This is a genomic window from Bifidobacterium sp. UTCIF-38, from assembly GCF_006454495.1.
GTDB lineage: Bacteria > Actinomycetota > Actinomycetes > Actinomycetales > Bifidobacteriaceae > Bifidobacterium > Bifidobacterium callitrichos.
Genome location: NZ_JFAL01000002.1, coordinates 214325 through 235695, shown reverse-complemented (window position 1 = coordinate 235695; position 21371 = coordinate 214325). Strand labels below are relative to the sequence as shown.

The following is a 21371-nucleotide window of genomic DNA, read 5'->3' as shown; positions in this document are numbered from 1 at the left end:
TTGATCCCGGATGTTGCGTTTTTTCCGCTAGGCCAGTCCCATTTGCACCTTAAGCCGCATGACGCGGGTGGCGGATTCGGTGACCTTCTGCGCGAACGCCGGATCGCTGTTGGCCCTCGCGTTGAGGCCATTGAGGATGGGCTCGATGTCGGCGCTCTGACCGATGCAGGCGAGGTCGCCGCCGGCCTCGATGAATTTGACGCCCAGCTGGTCGGTGGGGATGTGGCCCACCGCTTCAGCCGACAGGGAGTCGGAGGTGACGACGCCGTCGAAGCCATGCGTGCCGCGCAGCAGCCCATCGACGATCGTCGGGGAGAACGCGGCCGGGTTATTCGGGTCGATTCTTTGATAGGTGGCGAGCGACATCATCACCATCGCCGGTTTCGCCTGATCGAGCACCGTATGAAACGCGCCGATCTGCGTGCCGTCCGCGGTGGTGGTCGTGTCGGTGATGCCGTTCGCGGTGAAGTCGGTGTTGCCCTGCACCGCGCCCAACCCCGGATAGTGTTTGATCGACGACTGGACGCCGGCGTCGCGCATCCCCTCGACGAACGCCGCGCCATGCGCCGCGTTGCCGGCCGCGTCGAGACCGAAGTCTCGATCGAGCGCGCCAACCGGGGCGTTCGACTTCCTCTCGATCGTCACCGTGCCGAGCACCGGCGCGAGATCCACGTTGATGCCGGCCTCCCCGAGCTGCGTGCCCCATCGGGCGGCCGACTGGCGCAGCGCATCCGTCGACATCGTACCCTGCTGCACGGCGCTCGGCATCGTGTCGAATCCGGTGCCCTTGAGATGCTGCACCAGGCCGCCCTCCTGATCGGTGGCCATGATGAGGCGATTGCCGTCCGGCGCGTACGATTGCAGCGCATCGGTCGCCTTGCGTACGCCCGTGACGCCGTTCCTCCAGTTGCCGATGATCAGCACCGATCCGACATGACGATCCGCGATCGCCGTCTTCAGCACCGACGCGTCATCGCCGGCGAACAGCGGCGCCATCACCAGCTGCCCCACCTGCTCCTCGAGGCTCATGTCCGCGACCAGCCTGCGCGCCTTCGTCAGAGCGGGGTCGGTGGGGGAGGGGGCCGTGCCGCGCGACACGTCACCGTCCGCCTGCGACGACCGATCCGATGACGGATTCGACGACGTGCTCGCCGCATCGTCCCCGGAACCGCCGAAACCGATCATCCGGCGCAGATCCGGTACGAGAAGGAACGCGGCGACCAGCGCGACCACGGCGACCAGCGCGGTCAGCGTCAGCGCGATCGCTCTAGTACCCGCGCCCCGGCGTCGTATGGGGCGTCGCCCGGCGTGCTGCCCCTGTCGACCGGCCCTGCCGTACACGTCGCGCCGCCTGCCGCCATGCTCCCGTTGCCTCGCCATCGTTCGTCCCTCACGTTCCCGTCACCAATCGTTGTGATCGCCATTCACGATATCCGCGATATCGCACACGACAATACCCGGAGCCATGCTCCCCGGTCCCGGCGCCGGTCGATCGTCATTCACCGTGGGCGAAGAGACAATGTGGCATCATGCGTCGTATTGCGCGCAATCCGGTCGATCGGCCTCAGGCGAACGGGTGATTATTGACATTCCTGACCTTTTTGTAGGCTGTAACCATGTCTTTCTCAGATTTTCTCGGTATGTTCGATCCCGATTTCGATCCGCGTAACCCCCGCGGATCGCGCGGACCGCACGGGGGACGCAGCGGCAGCGGCAACGGACAGGCCGACGACGACCCCATCATCATCAACGTGGAGGCTGACGGCGACGAGCATCACGCCTCCGGCAATGCGAACGGCGGCGGTCGGCCTCCCCGCGGGCCGCAGTTCCCGCGCATCACGCGCCAGCCGAGCCGACCGTCCGGTTACGGCTCGAGCCGTGGCACGAAGGTCCTCATCGGACTCGTGCTCGTGCTCGTCATCCTCGTCGGACTCTTCTTCGGCCTCTCCCGCTTCATCACCGACCTCATGTGGTACGGCCAGCTCGGCTTCCAGTCGGTCGTGTGGGTCGAACTGGGCGTGAAGATCGGCCTGTGGGCCGCCTACGCCCTCGTCATGGCGATCGTCGGATTCGTCTCCGCATGGCTCGCCATCCGCGCCCGTCCCGACGCCTCCGACGGTTCGACGATCCGCATCAACGGCGACGTCGTCGAGGTCAAGCAGACCGTCAGTTCGAAGACCGCCCGACGCGTGGCGGTCGTCGTCTCCGCGATCGTCGGCGTCATGTTCGGCGCCCAGTTCAACGCGAACTGGTCCGACGTGCTGCTCATGTTCAACGCGCAGTCCTTCGGCGTGAAGGACCCCCAGTTCGGACTTGACAACGGCTTCTACGTGTTCATCCTGCCGGGGCTCAGGCTTGCTATCTCCGCCGTCTCGATGCTGCTGTTCATCGGCATCGTCTTCTCCGTCGCCACGCACGTGATGATGGGCGGCATCCGCCTGACCATGCCGGTCAAGGGCCGCGGCCTGTTCGCCATCACCAAACGAGCCCGCCGTCAGATCGGCATCTGGCTCATGCTCAACATGTTCGGCCTCGCCGCGCAGATGATCGTCGGCGTGTTCGCCAGCCTCACCGAACAGGGCAGCCGCATCACCGGTGCCACCTACACCACCGTCCACGCCACCATTCCGGTCACGTTCGTCATGGCCGCGCTCGTCGCCATTCTCGGCGTCGTGCTCGGCGTGTGGCTCATGCGCTCGCATGCGCTCGAAGGCAGCGCGCCGATCGGCGTGCGCGCCGCCGCCGCGCTCAGGGCGTGGCGCACCCCGGTCGTCGCGATCGCCGTCGTGGCCGTCGTCTCCATCGCGCTCACCGTGGTGTGGCCGACGCTGCTGCAGCGCTTCCGCGTCAACCCGAACGCGCAGGAGATGGAATCGACCTACATCCAGCGCAACATCGACGCCACTCGCGCCGCCTACGGTCTCGACAAGCTCAAGACCGAGAACTACAAGGTCGCCACGAAGGGCGAATCCGGCGCGCTGAGCTCCGAAGGCGAGACCACCGCGCAGATCCGACTGCTCGACCCGCAGGTCGTCTCCCCGACGTTCAAGCAGCTGCAGCAGTCCAAGCAGTACTACACCTTCGCCGACTCGCTTGCCGTCGACAAGTACGAGATCGACGGCAAGAGCCAGGACACGGTGATCGCCGCCCGCGAGCTCGACCTCGCCGGCAACGACAACCGCAACTGGGTCAACGACCACACCGTGTACACGCACGGCTACGGCATCGTCGCAGCCTACGGCAACAAGGTGACCCCCGACGGACAGCCGCAGTTCTTCGAATCCGGCATCCCCACCCAGGGCAAGCTCACCGAATCGCAGAAGTACGAGCCGCGCATCTACTTCTCTCCGAACATGAGCGAATACTCGATCGTCGGCGCGCCCAAGGGCACCGCCGCATGGGAGTTCGACTATCCGACCGGATCCAAGGGCGCCACCAACACCTTCGACGGCAACGGCGGTCCGTCGGTCGGCAACTTGTTCTCCCGCCTGCTCTACGCGATCCGCTTCGGCTCTGACCAGATCCTCTTCTCCGATCGCGTCACCAGCGAATCGCAGATTCTCTACGATCGCTCCCCGCGCGAACGCGTCGCCAAGGTGGCCCCGTATTTGACGCTCGACGGCCGCGTCTACCCGGCGGTGGTCGACGGGCGCGTCAAGTGGATCGTCGACGGCTACACCACCTCCGACGCCTACCCGTACTCCCAGATGACCGAACTCGGCTCGGCCACCAAGGACTCCACCACCGTCTCTTCGAACACGGTCAGGGGACTGGGATCGCAGCAGGCCAACTACATCCGCAACTCCGTCAAGGCCACCGTCGACGCGTACGACGGCTCGGTGGACCTGTACGTGTGGGATCAGAACGATCCGGTCATCAAGGCGTGGGAGCAGGTCTTCCCCGGCCAGTACCACCAGCTGTCCGAGATCTCCGGCGACCTGATGAGCCACATGCGCTACCCGGAGAACCTGTTCAAGGTGCAGCGCGAACTGCTCTCCAAGTACCACGTCACCTCCGCCAGCCAGTACTACTCCGGCGAGGACTTCTGGCAGACGCCGGTCGACCCGACCGAATCGCAGTCCCAGCAGAATCAGGACATCCTCCAGCCGCCCTACTATCTGACGCTGCAGACCGGCGGCACCAAGGAGCCGGTGTTCTCGCTGACCTCCTCGTACATCCCCGCCGGCACGTCCACGCGTGAGATCCTCACCGGCTTCCTCTCCGTCGACTCGGACGCCGGATCCACCAAGGGCAAGATCGGTCCGAACTACGGCACTCTGCGACTGCAGGAGCTGCCGAAGGACTCCAACGTGCCCGGCCCCGGACAGGCGCAGAACAACTTCAACGCGGACGCCGACGTGTCCAAGGAGCTGAACCTGCTGCAGTCCGGATCCACGCAGGTGGTGCGCGGCAACCTGCTGACGCTGCCGCTGGGCGGCGGCCTCGTCTACGTGCAGCCCGTGTACGTGAAGTCGTCGGGCGCCACGTCGTTCCCGCTGCTCAAGAAGGTGCTCGTCGCATTCGGCGATCAGGTCGGCTTCGACGACACGCTGACCGGCGCGCTCGACCAGGTGTTCGGGGGCGACTCCGGTGCCGCCGCGGGCGATGCCGAGAACGAGACCGGTGACGAGGGCTCGTCGTCGGCCGGCGATGACAAGACCGACGAAAAGACCGACTCCGGTTCCGAATCGTCGGCCGCCCGTAGTCCTGAACTCCAGCAGGCGCTGACCGACGCCTCGCAGGCGATGAAGGACTCGCAGGCCGCGATGAAGGACGGCGACTGGGCCTCCTACGGCGAAGCCCAGAAGCGTCTCGAGGAGGCCCTCAACAAGGCCCTCGAACTGGACAAGTGACCCTGATCTCGGGAGTCATGTCCGTGTCATCGCCGCCGTACCATTTCCGGGCCGCGGGGTCGGAGGACCTCGCGGCCATCACCGCCATCTACAACGCCTCGGTCATCGAGGGCGGATCCACCGCCGACCTGACTCCCCGCACCTTGGAGCAGCGCCGCCAGTGGGTCGAATCCCACAAGCCGCCCTATGGGGTGTTCATCGTCGAAGCCGATGACGGAAAGACCATCGCCTTCGGCGCGTTGTCGGTGTTCTACGACCGCGCCGGGTACGACGGCGTCACCGACCTCGCCTACTACATCGACCCCGCATGGCGAGGCAGGGGGGTGGGCACGTTCCTCTTGAGCCATCTCCTCGACGAGGCGAAGGGCCGGGGCATGCGCAAGGCGATCGGCGTCATCTTCGCCGACAATGCCGGATCGATCGCCCTGATGCGCCGGTTCGGCTTCACCGGATTCGGCGAACTGCCCGCCGCAGCCACCGATGCGAGAGGCGTGATGCACGATATGTCGTATTGGTATCTCGATCTCTAACGGGTTTCCGACGCTATGGGTACAATCCTTAAGGTTTTCAAGGAACATAAGGAGTGACATGGCATCGGATTTCTGGCTGATCGCAGGACTGGGCAATCCCGGCAAGAAATATGAGGGCACGCGCCACAACATGGGGTTCATGGCCGCGGACGTGCTGGCCGAACGCTGGTCGGTGAACTTCGCCGACCACAAGGGGCTCGCGATGCTTGGCCGTTCCGTCATGAACCTCGACGGACGCACCGTCAAGTTCTTCCTCGCCAAGCCCCTGACGTACATGAACGAGTCCGGCAACGCCGTCGCCTCGATCGCCGCCTACTATCAGATCGAACCCGACCACATCGTCGTCATCCACGACGACATGGATCTCGAGTTCGGCCGCATCAAGGTCAAGGCCGGCGGCTCCGCGGGCGGACATAACGGCATCAAGTCCATCGACCGCTCCCTCGGCACGCCGAAGTACGCGCGCGTGCGCATGGGCGTCGGCCATGCCAAGCGCGGCGCCAACGCGCACGACAACACCGTCAACTGGGTGCTCGGCGGCTTTGGCCCCGACCAGCGCAAGCAGCTGCCCGACTTCCTCGCCGACGGCGCCGACGCCGCCGAGGAGATCATCTTCCACGGACTGGCCAGGACCCAGGAGAAGTTCAATGGCCGCTGAGTCCGGCATCACTCCCGAGCAGACGCTCGTCAACGGCTCGCTCGCCGGCATTCTCGAATCCCTGAATCGAGACCCCGTCTTCGGCAAGGTCGTCTCCGGCGGCATCGACGAGACCGATGACATCGACGGTTCGATCGTCGTCGGCGCGCCCGAAGGCGTCCGTCCGGCCATCGCCGCCGCCATCGCACAGGGCGGCGCCGTCAAGCCCCGCCCGGTCGTGCTCGTCGTCGCCTCCGGCCGCGAGGCCGAGGAGATGGTCGGCTCTCTACGCTCCTGGTACGACGGCGATCCGAACGACATCGCCCAGCTCGAGGCGTGGGAGACGCTGCCGCATGAGAGGCTCAGTCCCCGCGCCGACACGGTCGCCGGCCGCATGGCCGTCTTCCGCAGGCTGAGGCATCCGAGCGACACGGATCCGATGTTCGGCCCCGTCCGCATCCTCGTCATGCCGGTCCGCTCGCTCATCCAGCCGGTCGTTTCGGGTCTCGCCGACGTCGAACCGCTCGTCTTCACGCGGGGGAATGACCTGCCGCTTGACGAGGCCGCGAAACGCCTGATCGAGAACGCGTACACGCGCGTCGACCTCGTCATGGACCGCGGCGAGTTCGCGGTGCGCGGCGGCATCCTCGACGTGTTCCCGCCGACCGCCCCGCATCCGGTGCGCATCGAGTTCTTCGGCGACGAGATCGACCAGATCAAGGAGTTCCACGCCTCCGACCAGCGTACGTACGGTGATGGCCTCAAGACCATCTGGGCGACGCCCTGCCGCGAGCTGCAGCTCACCGACAAGGTGCGCGCCCGCGCCAAGGCGCTGATCGGGTCGATCCCGAACGCCGAGGACATGCTCGAATCCATCGCCAACGCGATTCCCGTCGAAGGCATGGAATCGCTGATGCCGGCGCTGATCGACGACATGGAGCCCGTCTCCGCCATGCTGCCCGGGACGGCCGTCATCCTTCTGTCCGATCCGGAGAAGCTGCGCCGTGCCGCCGACGATCTGACCAAGACCGCCAACGAGTTCCTCGCGGCCAGCTGGCACGTCGCCGCCTCCGGTCACGGCGCGGGAGCCCCGATCAGCTTCGACCAGGCGAGCTTCCTCGACTTCGAGGAGACCGTGCGCAGCCTCAACCTCACCGGTCACGACGTCATCGACCTGACCAGCTTCACCGTCGACTCCACACGTCCCGGCCACGTGCAGATCGACGCCAAGAACCCGGCCGAGTACCGCGGCGACGAGTCGAAGGCGGCCGCCGGCATCGAAGGCCTGATCGACGAGGGGCTCAAGGTCGTCATCACCGCGGGCGCGAAGGGCACGCTCGCGCGTCTCAAGCGCGCCATCAACGAGACCGGCATCACCCGCTTCGAGACGATCCGCTCGCAGGCGCTCGACGGCTTCGTCGATCGGAGCGCCGGCGTCGCACTGCTCACCGAACGCGATCTGACCGGCCGCACGTCGGCCGTGGGCGTCGCGAAGACGCCGAAGCGCCGTCGCAAGGCCATCGACCTGATGGAGCTCAAGGCCGGCGACTACGTCGTACACGAGCAGCATGGCATCGGCCGGTTCGTCGAGATGCGCCAGCGCACGATCGGCACCGGCGCCAACAGGACGACGCGCGAGTACCTTGTCATCGAATACGCGCCGAGCAAGCGCGGCGCGCCGCCGGACAAGCTGTTCATCCCCACCGACCAGCTCGATCAGGTCAGCAAGTACATCGGCGCCGAAACCCCGAAACTCAACAAGCTCGGCGGCTCCGACTGGGCGGCCACCAAGGCGAAGGCGCGCAAGCACGTGCAGGAGATCGCCGACGATCTGGTCAAACTGTATTCGGCCCGTCAGCGCACTCCCGGATTCGCGTTCAGCCCGGACACGCCGTGGCAGAAGGAGCTGGAGGACGCGTTCCCGTATCAGGAGACGCCCGACCAGCTGACCACCATCGACGAGGTCAAGGCCGACATGGAGAAGCCGCGTCCGATGGACCGTCTGATCTGCGGCGACGTGGGCTTCGGCAAGACCGAGATCGCGGTGCGCGCCGCGTTCAAGGCCATCCAGGACGGCAAGCAGGTGGCCGTGCTCGTGCCCACCACGCTGCTCGTCCAGCAGCATTACGAGACGTTCACCGAACGCTACGAGGGGTTCCCCGTCACCGTCAGGGCGATGAGCCGCTTCCAGAAGCCCAAGGAGATCCAGGAGACCATCGACGGACTCGCCTCGGGCGGCGTCGACATCGTCATCGGCACGCACAAGCTGCTCAATCCGAAGATCAAGTTCAAGGATCTGGGACTCGTCATCATCGACGAGGAGCAGCGATTCGGCGTCGAGCACAAGGAGACGCTCAAGGCCCTGCGCACCAATGTGGACGTGCTCTCGCTCTCCGCGACGCCGATCCCGCGCACTCTGGAGATGGCCGTCACCGGCATCCGCGAGATGTCGACGCTCGCCACCCCGCCGGAGGACCGTCTGCCCGTGCTCACCTACGTGGGCGCGTACGAGGACGCGCAGGTCACGGCCGCGATCCGACGCGAGCTGCTGCGCGGCGGTCAGGTGTTCTACGTGCACAACCGCGTCGAGGACATCGCGCGCGTGGCGGACAGGATCCACACGCTCGTGCCCGAGGCGAGGGTCTCCGTCGCGCACGGCAAGATGGGGGAGAAGCAGCTCGATCAGGTGATCCGCGACTTCTGGCATCGTGACATCGACGTGCTCGTGTGCACGACGATCATCGAGACAGGACTTGACATCTCGAACGCGAACACGCTGATCGTCGATCATGCGGACCGCTTCGGTCTCTCCCAGCTGCATCAGCTGCGCGGTCGCGTCGGCCGCGGCCGCGAACGCGCGTACGCGTACTTCCTGTACGATCCGAGCCGGACGCTCACCCAGCAGTCGCACGACCGTCTCGCCACGATCGCGCAGAACACGGCACTCGGCTCCGGCTTCGACGTGGCGATGAAGGATCTGGAGCTGCGCGGCACCGGCAATCTGCTCGGCGATCAGCAGTCCGGACACATCGAGGGCGTTGGATTCGACCTGTACGTGCGCATGGTCTCCGAGGCGGTCGAGGCCTACAAGGAGCCGGACAAGGCTTCCGAACCGCTCAACGTATCCATTGACCTGCCCGTCGAGGCGTCGATCCCGGTCGACTACATCGACTCGGACAAGCTGCGTCTCGAGGCGTATCGCAAGCTCGCCGCCGCCCGCGACGAGCAGGATCTCAAGGAACTCGCCGAGGAGCTCACGGACCGCTACGGTCCGCTGCCGGAGGAGTTCGAGATGCTCTTCGGTGTGGCGAGGCTCAAGTTCAAGGCACGAAAGCTCGGCATCTCGGAGATCCTCGCCCAGTCGAACCGTCTGCGCGTCGGCCGCGTCGACCCGCCCGAGTCGATCCTGATGCGCATGTCTCGCATCTACAAGGGATTCCAGTACCGTCCGGTCACGCATCAGATGATCATCCCGACCCCGTTCGCCGGCACTCTCGGCGGCAAGCCCATGCCCGGCGAGCAGGTCATGGACTGGGTGAGCGACCTCCTCAACGACCTCGCATGGACACCGGCGTCAAGCAAACGGCAGAGCCGTTTGTAGCCGGTGTGTGAGGCGACAGCCGAGCCGGCAGGATGCGCGCGTAGCGTGTCCGAAGTTGCCGGACCGCCGGCGTCAAGCAAACGGCAGAGCCGTTTGTAGCCGGTGTGTGAGGCGACAGCCGAGCCGGCAGGATGCGCGCGTAGCGTGTCCGAAGTTGCCGGACCTCCGGCGTCAAGCAAACGGCGATGATCATTCGGCCTTGTCCGCGATGCCGAGCCGGGCGACCAGCGAGTCGGTGAGGGCGAACGAGCCGTCGGCGTTCCTTGAGACGGACGGCTCCTTCGCCGTCCTTCCCGTCACCGGGAACACGCTCAGGGCCGGCGTCATCTCGTAATATCCGTCTGCTTCCCCGGCTCCCGCGTCGAGGAAGAACACGTACCGTTCGCCGACAGTGAGCCTGCCCGCGCCGGATCCCTCGGCCGTGTACCCCCGAATGACGATGGTCTCGCCCGCGGGAGGCGGGTCGATCCGATCGGTCCGTTCCTCATCGTCTGCCGAAGCGCCGCCGAGCACCGCGGCGTTGATCACCGTGTCGTAGCCGGCGGTGTCGGTGTCGTCGCCTGCGCCGTCCGGCGCGGTGCATCCGGTGATCATCACATACGCGATGACGTCCGAAGCCTGCTCCAACTCATTGAGGGAGTCGTACCACGGCCAGTCGTACTGCGCGTCCGACTTCCGGCCGGTGCAGTACTCGTTGTCGACCAAGACGCCGCTGTAATCCTCGGCGCATCCCGTCAGGGCGGCGAGGCACAGGACGGCCGCCATCGTCGCGCCGATCGCCCTTGTAATGATGCCGGCTGTCGTTTTCGGGCCGGTCCGACCGGTTGCGTGTCTCATCGCCGTCTCCCTTCAGCGCGCGGATGGGTGGCATCTGCGTTGATGCCGTTCTCTTCCCATTATCCCGCGGAATGTACGCTTCCCACGCCCGCGTATGCATGCAGCCATCATGCGGTGTGAGAGTACATGAAGCGGTGAAATACCCATCAAGCGGTGACCGCATTTTGTGAATTGGCGGAATTAAGCCGTTTTGCGTCACCGCGTCATGGGCCAAACACCGCTCCATGGGGATTTCACCGCGTGATGTGGCGCGTTACCGCGGGATGGAAAACACCCGCGGGAGACACCGACGGAATTACAGGATCGTCTCCATGCCGATCTTGTAGGGCTTCAGGCCCATGGCCTCGTAGAACGCCTGCGCGCCGGGGTTGCATGACCACACGTTGAGGGTCACGTTGTAGCAGCCGTTCGCCTTGGCGAAGTCGATCACGTGCCGGTAGACCGCAGTGCCGACGCCTCGCCCACGCGCCGTCTCGTCGACGCAGATGTCGTCGATGTAGAGCGTCGTGATGTCGGTCAGGACATGATTGTGCTGCGGGCGCTGGAACACGCAGAACGCGTAGCCGAGCAATGTCGCGTCGTCATCGTCCGAGAAGACGCCGAACACGGGCGTCTCGTCATCCGAGACGATACGGGCCAGCTCCTCGTCCGTGTACTTTGTCGCGTTCGGCCTGAACAGGTCGGGCCGTCCGTTGTGGTGTACGTCGGCGACCTGACGCAACAACCGGTGCAGTTCGGGGATGTCGCGCTTCTGCGCGCGGCGGATATGCGATTCGTCCATATGGCCCAGTGTACCGATCGTATATCGGTGAACCGGCATTTTGCACCGGGAGGCACGCATTCATCGACCACCCCTCAGATCCGTTTCACGGGCCGGCTCCACTGATAAGAGGGGCTTGAACCTGATCGTCGAATGCTCGGCTTTGCCGTCATGTCCTTACCCCATCCAGACGAACGGCGAGGTAACATTAGGCGTAGTTTTGGTGTATTTCCAATAACTGTGAGCGCTCACAACACGCTTTGCGCCCCTCTTGCGCGTAGTCCACAAATCGCACTATTCTTGACGATGTCATCACAACATAACGTTAAAGGAGCAGTTGTGGCAGCAATTGAAAGCGTGTACGCGCGTCAGATTCTCGATTCCCGCGGCAACCCGACCGTCGAGGTCGTTCTCGACACCGAGGATGGCGCCCGTGGTCTTGGCCTGGTTCCGTCCGGCGCCTCCACCGGCGAGGCCGAGGCTTGGGAGCGTCGTGACGGCGACAAGTCCGTCTACGGCGGCAAGGGTGTCCTCAACGCGGTCAAGGCCGTCAACGAGGAGATCGCTCCGAAGGTCATCGGTCTGGACGCTTCCGACCAGCGCGCGCTCGATGATCTCATGATCGAGCTCGACGGCACCCCGAACAAGGGCCGTCTCGGCGCCAACGCCATCCTCGGCGTCTCCCTGGCCGCCCTGTACGCCTCCGCCGAGTCCGCGGACCTGCCGCTGTACCGCTACATCGGCGGCACCAACGGCCACATCCTGCCGGTCCCGAACATGAACATCATGAACGGTGGCGCCCACGCTGACTTCGCCACCGACATCCAGGAGTACATGATCTCCCCGTACGGCTTCGACTCCTTCCACGAGGCCCTGCGCGCCGGCGTCGAGGTCTACCACACCCTCAAGAACGTTCTGAAGAAGGAAGGCCTGAACACCGGCCTCGGCGACGAGGGCGGCTTCGCCCCGAAGCTGAAGTCCAACAAGGACTCCCTGAACTACATCGTCGACGCCATCTCCGCCGCCGGCTACGAGCCGGGCAAGCAGATCGGCATCTGCCTCGACGTGGCCTCCTCCGAGTTCTACAACAAGGAGACCGGCCTGTACCACTTCGAGGGCGACGAGCGCGACGCCGAGTACATGCTCGACTTCTACGAGCAGCTCATCGACGAGTACCCGATCGTCTCCATCGAGGACCCGTACCAGGAAGAGGGCTGGGACGACTGGGCGAAGATCACCGCCAAGCTCGGCGATCGCCTCCAGTTCGTCGGCGACGACCTGCTGGTCACCAACCCGAAGCGTCTGCAGAAGGGCATCGATCTGGGTGCGGCCAACTCCCTGCTGGTCAAGCTCAACCAGATCGGCTCCGTCACCGAGACCCTCGACGCCATCGAGCTGGCCACCGCCAACGGCTTCACCTCCATGGTTTCCCACCGTTCCGGCGAGACCCCGGACACCACCATCTCCGACCTCGCGGTTGCCAAGAACACCCGCCAGATCAAGACCGGTGCCCCGGCCCGTGGCGAGCGCGTTGCCAAGTACAACCGCCTGCTCGAGATCGAGGAGGAGCTCGGCTCCACCGCTCAGTACGCCGGCTACAGCGCCTTCAAGGCCTGCAAGAAGTACATCGCCAAGTGAGTCTGTGACGACTCGCCGAGCCGTACTCCGGCCGACTGAATAAGGCATCAGGTACCCGTCGCATTCGCCCGTCGAATGCGACGGGTATTTTTATATGCCATGAGCACACGGAACCGAAGCACACCGAAGGACGGCAAGGCCTCGAACGTGAAGAAGCGCCAACGCTCGGGCAACTTCGGACCGATCGCCTTCTTCGTCTCGCTGTTCATCGTGGCGGTCGGAGCGATCCAGCTCGTCTCCACGTTCAACACCTACGCCACCGATCTGGCGCATCTCAACAGTCTCAAGCGCGAGGAGGCCGCGCTCATCGCCCAGAAGCAGGAGCTCGAGAACAACATCTCCCGCTGGAACGACAAGAACTATGTGGCGGCTCAGGCCCGGGAACGCCTGGGATTCGTCTTCCCCGGCGAGCAGTCCGTACTCGTGCAGCATCCCGAGGCCGTGACGGGAGACGACGCGGCCGAGGACGGCACAAGCGGGGAATCAGCATCGACAGGCACGGACACGTCGAAGCAGCTGCCTTGGTACAGTGAACTGGCATATGCGTTCAAGAAGGCCGACGAGCCGGATGACCAAAGCGATCAGAACGACGATCAGGCCGATGGCCAGTTGGACAGCAGCCAGCAGACGAAGACCTCGAACAACCAGGACACGAAGGGACAGTAAGCAGTGAGCCACATCGATCCGTCCGCTCTGGCGGACGCCATCCTCGAGCACCCCGCCACCGACGAGGACTACGCCATCGTCGAACGGCAACTCGGGCGCTATCCGCGCGGCATGGTCGCCGTGGGCGCCCGGTGCGCGTGCGGCAGGCCGCTCGCGGTCGTCACCAGGCCCCTGCTGCCCGGGGGCGTGCCGTTCCCGACCACCTGCTATCTGACCAGCCCCGAGGCCGTCAAGGCCGCCTCGCATGTCGAGGCCGACGGCGCGATGCGCGACTACACCGAACTGGTCGAGCATGACGAGGACGTGAAGGCCGCCTACGAGCAGGCCCACCAGTACTATCTCGCGTTCCGTCACGAGATCGCGGTGAAGCTCGGCGACAGCGAGGAGCACATCGAAGGCACCTCCGCCGGCGGCATGCCCGTGCGCGTCAAGTGCCTGCACGCGCTCATCGCCCAGTCCCTCGTCATGGGCCCCGGCGCCAACCCGATCGGCGACATGGTCCTCGAGCGCGTCAGGGACGAGTTCGATCCGTCCGTATGCCGCTGCAGCGTGGAGTGATGCGGGGCGTCGGCAGACACTAGGTCATACGAACGAGAAAGCAATAGAAAAAGCAACGGCAAAGCACATAGCATAACCCATTACAGGAGGGCTCATCATGGGCAAGGCGGTAACCGTCGCAGGCGTCGACTGCGGCACCAACTCCATCCGGCTCAAGGTCGTGCGCGTCGACGAACACGGCATGACCGAGATCGTTCCGCGCGTACTGCGCGTCATCCGTCTCGGACAGGACGTCGACAAGACCCATCGATTCGCCGACGAGGCGCTCGAACGCGCCTACACCGCCGCCCGCGAGTTCGCCGGGATCCTCGCCGACCATCCGGTCGACGGCATCCGCTTCGTCGCCACCTCGGCCACGCGCGACGCCGAGAACCGCGAGGAGTTCGAGGACGGGATCGAACGGATCCTCGGCGTGCGCCCCGAGGTCATCCCTGGCACCGAGGAGGCCGATCTGAGCTTCCTCGGCGCCACGTCCGTCGTCAACCGCGGCGATCTGCCCGCCCCCTACCTCGTCGTCGATCTCGGCGGCGGCTCGACCGAACTGGTCCTCGGCGGGGATGGCGTGAACGAACCCGCCACGCGCGTCGAGGCCGCGTTCTCGATGAACATCGGATCGGTGCGCATGACCGAACGCCATCTCAGGACCGATCCGCCCACGCAGGAGGAGATCGACGAAGCCGTCGCCGACATCGACGAGCACATCGACGAGGCGTTCCGCACCGTTCCGGCCGGCCGCGCCCGCACCATCATCGGCGTGTCGGGCACCGTCACCACGATGACGGCGCTCGCCATGGGATTGAGGCAGTACGATCACACCGCCGTCGACGGGCATCGCATGTCGCTTGCGGACGCCTACGCCATCGACGACCGGTTCCTCAGGATGACCCGCGCCGAACGCCGCGAATACAAGACGATCCACCCCGGGCGCATCGACGTGGTGGGCGGCGGCGCGCTCGTGTGGAACCGCGTGCTCGCCAAGGTCAGCGAGGCCGCGAAGCGTACGCATGGCGAGACGATCGACTCGTACATCGCCAGCGAGCACGGCCTGCTTGACGGCATCGTCCTCGACTACGGTCGCCGTCTGCTCGCCGCGTAGACCGCAGTCGGAGTGTGACGTCGAGCACGAGCGTACGGTAGCGTACAATAGAACGGTTGGCCCTCGCGGCCAGCGCCTCCATGGCGAAATCGGTATACGCAGTCGACTTAAAATCGATCGCTTCGGCTTGCGGGTTCGAGTCCCGCTGGAGGCACCCAAGACCCGGACGGCCGCGTACATCACCGTCAACATACGTCGTCGAAACAATGGACGGATAACCTGCTGGCAGCTTCGTTACGAGAAAAAAGGAGAGACCCGCCATGCCGTCCAGCTGGACCACCGTCGACAAGGACACCGTCACCGGACTGCCGATCATGCTCGCGCAGAACATCATCGCCGGCACCGTGCTGAGCGTAGGGGCGATCGCCTGCTCCGGCTTCTACCTGTCGATGATCGGCAACGTGGCCTCGCTGGTGCCGTGGGCGCTCATGGTCGTGCTCGTCGCCGTCGCCTTCACCTACATCGTCGGATTCGCCCTGCTGTGGTGCGTCGAATCGTTCACGCTGCGCATGCGCGAGAAGTTCAGGCCGATCGCCTACGGTGTGGTCGGCGCGCTCGGCTACGGCGTGTGGGGCATGCTCGTGATGAGCAGCCTCATGAACTCGCTCGACCAGCCGCTCAACGGGGTCGTGCTCTCCAACGGCGACATCGCCGCCCTGACCGTCAATTACGCGGTGTTCGGCTTCATCGCCTACATGCTTGCGCAGGCGTACGGCAGGAGTCTCGCCTCGCGCAGGGGACTGGCCGTGGGGCTGCTCGTCGTGCAGATCGTGCTGGCGGCGCTCGGCATCGTCGTCGGCGCGATGATGTTCTCCGCGCTGGCCAGCTAGCCCCCGAGAAGAGACCGTCCAATCCCGTTCATCCCGTTAGTCCCGTCATCGGATTGAAAAGGAGGATCGCCATGTTCAGCGTGCTCGACATGTTCAAGATCGGCGTGGGGCCGAGCTCCTCGCACACCGTGGGGCCGATGGTCGCGGCCCACGCCTTCGTCTCCTCGATGCGGGACTCGGATCTCATCGACCGCACCGCCCGGGTCAAGGTCACGCTCTACGGATCCCTGTCCCTGACCGGTCTGGGCCACGGCACCGACCGCGCCGTCATGGCCGGACTCGAAGGCAACGTTCCCGCCACGGTCGATACGCAGCACATGCTGCGCATCCGCGAGACCTGTGCGCTTGACGACACGCTGAACCTCGCCGGCGTCAGACGCATCGGCTTCGACTACGACCGGGATATGGTCTTCGACCGCTGGCGCCGCATGGCCGCCCACCCCAACGGCATGCGATTCCAGGCGTTCGACGACGACGGCAACCTCGTCGACGAGCAGGTCTGGTACTCGATCGGCGGCGGATTCATCCGCCGTGGCGCGCCCGACGATCTCATGATCGGCATCCATGACAAGCCTCCCGAGGGCACGTCGTTCGCCGACCGGGACGAGGGCTCGTCCACCGACTTCGGCCCCGACGCCCCCTACCCGTTCTCCTCGGGCTCCGAACTCGTCGCCCTGTGCCGCGAACACCACCTGAGCATCGCCGAACTCGTCTGGGCCAACGAGACCGCCACCCGCTCCGCCGTGCAGGTCCGCGCCGACATCGACACGGTGTGGAGGGTCATGCGCGAATGCGTCGACCACGGATGCACATCCGCCGAACAGTCACTGCCCGGCGGACTCGACGTGCCGCGCCGCGCGCCGCGCATGTACGAGCGGCTCGCCTCCAACTCCGACGTGCTCAAGCGCGGACGCTCCCGGCGCGATGCCGTGCTCGAATCCTCCGACGCCGCATGGGTGAACCTGTTCGCGCTCGCCGTCTCCGAGGAGAACGCCGGGGGAGGGCGTATCGTGACCGCGCCCACCAACGGCTCGGCGGGCATCATCCCCGCGGTGCTCCACTACTACTGGCACTTCATGGACGACGCGAACGAGGAGGGCGTCGTCACGTTCCTGCTCACGGCAGGTGCGATCGGGTACCTGTTCAAGCGCAACGCCTCGATCTCCGGCGCCGAGGTCGGCTGTCAGGGCGAGGTCGGCTCGGCCTGTTCGATGGCCGCGGCCGGACTCGCCGCCGTGCTGGGCGGCACTCCCGAACAGGTGGAGAACGCGGCCGAGATCGGCATCGAACACAATCTGGGCCTGACCTGCGATCCGGTCGGCGGACTCGTGCAGATCCCCTGCATCGAACGCAACGCGATGGCGGCGAACACGGCGATCAACGCGGTGCGCATGGCCATGCTCGGCGACGGATCGCACATCGTCACGCTCGATCAGGCCATCGAGACGATGCGCGAGACCGGCGAGGACATGATGGCCAAGTACAAGGAGACGTCCAAGGGCGGTCTCGCGGTCAACGTAGTCGAATGCTGAACGTTCGTCGATGTGGATAATCCATGGGCCGAAACGGTGCGGACCGTGCCGTTCGGTGCTATTATGAGCGACATTATGTCCAGTCGAGGACGCCATCCAAAGGCATCCTAAGGAGGAAACCCATGGCTGATATGCCTTCCGTGCAGGCCGAGTTCGGCTCCACGCCCGTCATCGAGTTCCCGGCCACCGAAGCGCCGGCCGGTCTCAAGGTCGTCGAGGTCGTCGAGGGCGACGGCCCGATCGTTCGCCGCGGCGACACCGTCACCGTGAACTATCACGGCGTCGTGTGGGGCAAGGACAAGCCGTTCGACTCCAGCTTCGATCGTCACCAGCCGGCCAGCTTCGGCATCGGCGTCGGACAGGTCATCAAGGGCTGGGATCAGACCGTGCCGGGCCACAACGTCGGTTCCCGTCTGATCGTCTCCATCCCGCCGGAGTACGGCTACGGCTCCCGTGGCGTCCCGCAGGCCGGCATCGGCGGCGGCGACACTCTGGTGTTCGTCATCGACATCATCTCCACGCGCTGAATTCGGGCCCATACAGCCGCATATCGGATTCGCTAGAAGTTTTCAGGGAAGGCGCCGGGAATGACATCCGGCGCTTTCTCGTATTGGTACGCATATCCACTTTCAAGAGAGGACAACCACGACTATGACCGAGGAAAAGACGATCCTGCTCACGCAGGAGGCCTACGACAAGATGAAGGAGGAGCTCGTCTGGCGCGAGGGCGAATACCGCGACGAGATCCTCGCCAAGGTGTCCGCGGCGCGCGCCGAGGGCGATCTGAGCGAGAACGGCGGCTATCAGGCCGCCCGTGAGGCCCAGCGCGTCAACCAGGGCCGCATCGACGAGCTCACCGTCAAGCTGCGCAACGCGAAGATCCTGACCGCCCCGCCGGAGGGCAAGGTCGGCGACGGCTCGCTGGTCACCCTCGACGTGATGGGCCGCGAGAAGGTCTTCGTGCTCGGCACGCGCGACCTCGCGATCGCGACAGACCACGACATCATCAGCCCGGAGTCGCCGATCGGCGCGGCCATCAACGGCGCCAACGCCGGCGACACCGTGAGCTACAAGGCCCCCAACGGCCGTGAGATCTCCGTGACCATCAAGGACTCCAAGCCGCTGGTCTGATCGGCTTATTTCGGCCTATCGTATGAACCCCCGACACCTTCAGGTGGCGGGGGTTCATGCGTATGCATCTGCCTATGTCGGCTCACACCTGCCGACTCACACCCACAGCGTCACGATCACCATGTAGATCGCGACCATGTGGCATGCGTATCCGGCGACGGTGCCGCAGTGGAAGATCTCGTGGAAGCCGAACACCTTCGGCCACGGGTCCGGCCGACGCAGCGCATAGACGATCGCGCCGAGGATATAGCAGGCGCCGCCCGAGCACAGCAGGACCACGACGGCCGGACCGGCATACGGCGAGGTCCAGAACAGCGCCATGAACGCCAGACCGTAGATGCCGAACACGATGTACACCAGCGTGTACAGCCATCGCGGCGCGTTGATCCAGATCACGTGGATGATGATCGCCACCGCCGTGCACGCCCACATCGAGATGATGATGAAGTTGCGCCAGAACGGCTGCAGCGCGAATGAGACCGGTGTGTACGTGCCGGCGATGAGCAGGAAGATGTTCACGTGATCGATGCGCCGCAGCACGTCGGTGACGCGCGGGCTCCAGTCGCCCAGATGGTAGCAGGCCGAATTGGTGAACAGCACCAGCGAGGCGACCATGAACACCGCGCACGCCCACTTGAGCCCCGTCCCTTGCGCGAGGCAGATGAGCACGATGCCCGCCGCCAGCGACAGGGGAGCGGCGACCGCATGGATCCAGCCGCGCATCGCGGGTTTCGGACGGCCGTGCACGTCGAGACGGATCTTGCGCTCGACCTCGGCCGGCGCGATGCCCTCGAGCCGTGCCGCGCGCTCCTCGCCCTTGGCGATGACGTGCTTGGCCTTGGCCTCCGCCTTCGAACGGATGCGTTCGGCCTTGAGCTTCGCCTTCAGCCGAGCCGCATCGGCCTGGGCCTTGAGCGCCTGTTCCCTCGCCTCGGTCACCGCCTGCCGCCGTGCCTGGATCTCCTCGTCGGTCATCATCGTGTCGTCGCCTCCGGACTTGTCGTGATGTTGACGTTTTCGTAACTTACGTTACCGTAACCTACGATACCGTAGGTTATATCAAAGTCAAGCAGTGATCTGCGAACACGCAGACCTCGCGTATCGAACGCAGTCTGTTGAACGTAACCCTATCGAACCGTGCGACGACGACGAGGAACGGCATGCGTATGATGGACGCATGGCAGATTTTTCACAGATACTCGCAACGCGCCCTGACCTCGATGACAGGGATCGCGAATGGCTGCACCAGCTGGTGGCCGACTGGCAGGTGATCGCCGACCTGAGCTTCGCCGACCTGCTGCTCATCATGCAGAACGGCGACGGCAGGTACGTGGTGGCGGAACAGTGCCGTCCCTCCACGGTGATGACCCTGCGCACCGACGACGTCGTCGGCGACATCATGCCCGAATCGATGACCGGCGAGCTCGACGCCGCCATGGAATCGGCGGTCGTCTTCCGCTCCACGGTGCTCAGGACCGTCGGCAAGTCCACCGTGTGCAACGTCTACGCTCCCGTGCGCCACAACGGCAAGACCCTGGGCCTCGTCGTGCGCGAGACCAACATGGCCACCCGCGAATCCAACGGCCGCTACGAATCCGAAAGCATCAACGCGGGCAAGCAGCTCTACGAGATGATCCCCCGCGGACAGTTCCCGTACTCCGATTCGGTGATGAGCCAGCGCCATGTCGCGCGCGTCGCCGACGGCTTCATCGTCCTGACGATGGACGGCGTCGTACGCTACGCCTCGCCCAATGCCATCAGCTGCTTCCGTCGTCTGGGCCTGCTCATCACCATGCAGGGCCACTACCTGAGCGAACTGGGCACCGATCTGCTCGAGGAGCAGAAGGAGCAGGTCGACGAGCAGCTGCCGCTCGTGCTCAGCGGCAAGGCCGCCGTCGACTCGGAGATCACGACGAAGCGCTCCGCCGTCTCCGTGCGCTCGCTGCCGCTGTACGACATGAACGGACGTGTCGGCAGCATCGTGCTGTGTCGGGACGTCACTGAGCTGCGCCGGCGCGAGCAGGAGCTGCAGACCAAGGACGCGGCGATCTCCGAGATCCACCACCGTGTGAAGAACAACCTGCAGGCCGTCTCCGCGCTGCTGCGACTGCAGGCGCGCAAGACCAAGTCCGAGGAGGTGCGCAAGGAGCTCAAGGAGGCGCAGCGCCGCGTGCAGACCATCGCGATGGTGCACGAGGGGCTGAGCCAGACCGTCGACGAGGTCGTGGACTTCGACAAGGTGATCGCCGGGCTGCTCAAGATGGCCGTGGACGTGGCCACGATGCGCGACCAGCACATCTCCATCGACTTCGTCGGCAAGTTCGGCATGATGCCCGCCCAGGACGCGACGCCTCTGTCGCTGGTCCTCACCGAGCTCATCACCAACTCCGTCGAACACGGGTTCGAGGGACGCACGCAGGGCCATATCACGATCTCCGTGGGCCGTTCCGGCTCGAACCTCAACGTGGTCGTGGAGGATGACGGCACCGGTCTCGGCTCCGAATCGCAGGGCGGCATGGCCAAGTCCTCCGGTTCCGGCCTCGGCACGCAGATCATCAACACCTTCGTGACCAACGACTTCGGCGGCACCGTCAACTGGGAGCCCCGCCGCGGCGGCGGCACCCGAGTGGTCCTCAATATGATCCTCAGGGCCGCTCAGGCGGAGTAAGGAGTAAGTAAAAACCAAGGGGCTCCCGGTGCAT

17 protein-coding genes and 1 tRNA gene are annotated in these 21371 nt (G+C 65.2%); 14 read left to right on the top strand and 4 right to left on the bottom strand.

Annotation, left to right across the window (positions count from 1 at the left end):
• Positions 1-27: 27 nt before the first annotated feature.
• The gene (locus BW11_RS01560) at positions 28-1380 is read right to left on the bottom strand and encodes a glycoside hydrolase family 3 N-terminal domain-containing protein (RefSeq protein WP_258184463.1); all 1353 of its coding nucleotides are present in this window, start codon (positions 1378-1380) and stop codon (positions 28-30) included.
• 236 nt (positions 1381-1616) lie between these two features.
• Here BW11_RS01560 and BW11_RS01555 point away from each other — a divergent pair, with 236 nt between their 5' ends.
• The 4 genes from BW11_RS01555 to mfd are packed head-to-tail and all read left to right on the top strand — an operon-like array spanning position 1617 to position 9621.
• On the top strand, positions 1617-4853 hold the full coding sequence (locus BW11_RS01555; RefSeq protein ID WP_043165429.1) for a UPF0182 family protein: 3237 nt from the start codon (positions 1617-1619) through the stop codon (positions 4851-4853).
• Between the two features lie 17 nt (positions 4854-4870).
• Positions 4871-5383 (top strand): GNAT family N-acetyltransferase, encoded by a 513-nt coding sequence (locus BW11_RS01550; protein WP_043165522.1) that lies wholly within the window; start codon positions 4871-4873, stop codon positions 5381-5383.
• A gap of 58 nt (positions 5384-5441) precedes the next feature.
• A complete protein-coding gene (gene pth / locus BW11_RS01545; RefSeq protein ID WP_043165427.1) occupies positions 5442-6041 on the top strand; it encodes an aminoacyl-tRNA hydrolase in 600 nt (199 codons plus the stop codon).
• On the top strand, positions 6031-9621 hold the full coding sequence (mfd, locus tag BW11_RS01540) for a transcription-repair coupling factor (protein ID WP_052119092.1): 3591 nt from the start codon (positions 6031-6033) through the stop codon (positions 9619-9621). The genes pth and mfd overlap by 11 nt, the downstream gene beginning before the upstream one ends.
• Positions 9622-9810: 189 nt before the next feature.
• Here mfd and BW11_RS01535 read toward each other — a convergent pair whose 3' ends face one another.
• Together BW11_RS01535 and BW11_RS01530 are read right to left on the bottom strand one after the other, a co-directional pair.
• On the bottom strand, positions 9811-10458 hold the full coding sequence (locus BW11_RS01535) for a hypothetical protein (RefSeq protein WP_043165425.1): 648 nt from the start codon (positions 10456-10458) through the stop codon (positions 9811-9813).
• Between the two features lie 295 nt (positions 10459-10753).
• Positions 10754-11239: a GNAT family N-acetyltransferase gene (locus BW11_RS01530; protein WP_043165423.1), complete on the bottom strand. Its 486-nt coding sequence runs from the start codon at positions 11237-11239 to the stop codon at positions 10754-10756.
• Positions 11240-11557: 318 nt separating this feature from the next.
• On the opposite strand from BW11_RS01530, the gene eno reads away from it, so the two are divergent.
• The 9 genes from eno (at position 11558) to BW11_RS01485 (ending at position 18669) form a co-directional block, all read left to right on the top strand.
• Positions 11558-12856 carry a phosphopyruvate hydratase gene (eno, locus tag BW11_RS01525; protein ID WP_043165421.1) on the top strand — a complete coding sequence of 433 codons (1299 nt, stop codon included), beginning with the start codon at positions 11558-11560 and terminating at the stop codon, positions 12854-12856.
• 75 nt (positions 12857-12931) lie between these two features.
• Positions 12932-13522 (top strand): septum formation initiator family protein, encoded by a 591-nt coding sequence (locus BW11_RS01520; RefSeq protein WP_375137614.1) that lies wholly within the window; start codon positions 12932-12934, stop codon positions 13520-13522.
• 3 nt (positions 13523-13525) lie between these two features.
• A complete protein-coding gene (locus tag BW11_RS01515; protein ID WP_043165417.1) occupies positions 13526-14080 on the top strand; it encodes a DUF501 domain-containing protein in 555 nt (184 codons plus the stop codon).
• 97 nt (positions 14081-14177) lie between these two features.
• Entirely contained in the window at positions 14178-15176 is a 999-nt protein-coding gene (locus BW11_RS01510) for a Ppx/GppA phosphatase family protein (protein WP_043165415.1), read from the top strand.
• 74 nt (positions 15177-15250) lie between these two features.
• Positions 15251-15330, top strand: a tRNA-Leu gene (locus BW11_RS01505).
• Between the two features lie 106 nt (positions 15331-15436).
• Positions 15437-16006 (top strand): hypothetical protein, encoded by a 570-nt coding sequence (locus BW11_RS01500; protein WP_043165413.1) that lies wholly within the window; start codon positions 15437-15439, stop codon positions 16004-16006.
• A 71-nt stretch (positions 16007-16077) separates the two neighbouring features.
• Positions 16078-17538, top strand: coding sequence for an L-serine ammonia-lyase (locus tag BW11_RS01495; protein ID WP_043165410.1), 1461 nt, complete (start codon positions 16078-16080; stop codon positions 17536-17538).
• Between the two features lie 122 nt (positions 17539-17660).
• Positions 17661-18065 carry an FKBP-type peptidyl-prolyl cis-trans isomerase gene (locus BW11_RS01490; protein WP_043165408.1) on the top strand — a complete coding sequence of 135 codons (405 nt, stop codon included), beginning with the start codon at positions 17661-17663 and terminating at the stop codon, positions 18063-18065.
• 124 nt (positions 18066-18189) lie between these two features.
• The gene (locus BW11_RS01485; RefSeq protein ID WP_140444420.1) at positions 18190-18669 is read left to right on the top strand and encodes a GreA/GreB family elongation factor; all 480 of its coding nucleotides are present in this window, start codon (positions 18190-18192) and stop codon (positions 18667-18669) included.
• Between the two features lie 96 nt (positions 18670-18765).
• Here the strand turns inward: BW11_RS01485 and BW11_RS01480 are convergent, their stop codons facing one another.
• Complete coding sequence (locus BW11_RS01480; RefSeq protein WP_181162449.1) at positions 18766-19644, bottom strand: hemolysin III family protein; 879 nt, start codon at positions 19642-19644, stop codon at positions 18766-18768.
• A gap of 202 nt (positions 19645-19846) precedes the next feature.
• Here BW11_RS01480 and BW11_RS01475 point away from each other — a divergent pair, with 202 nt between their 5' ends.
• Positions 19847-21337: a sensor histidine kinase gene (locus tag BW11_RS01475; RefSeq protein ID WP_043165404.1), complete on the top strand. Its 1491-nt coding sequence runs from the start codon at positions 19847-19849 to the stop codon at positions 21335-21337.
• Positions 21338-21371: the final 34 nt, after the last annotated feature.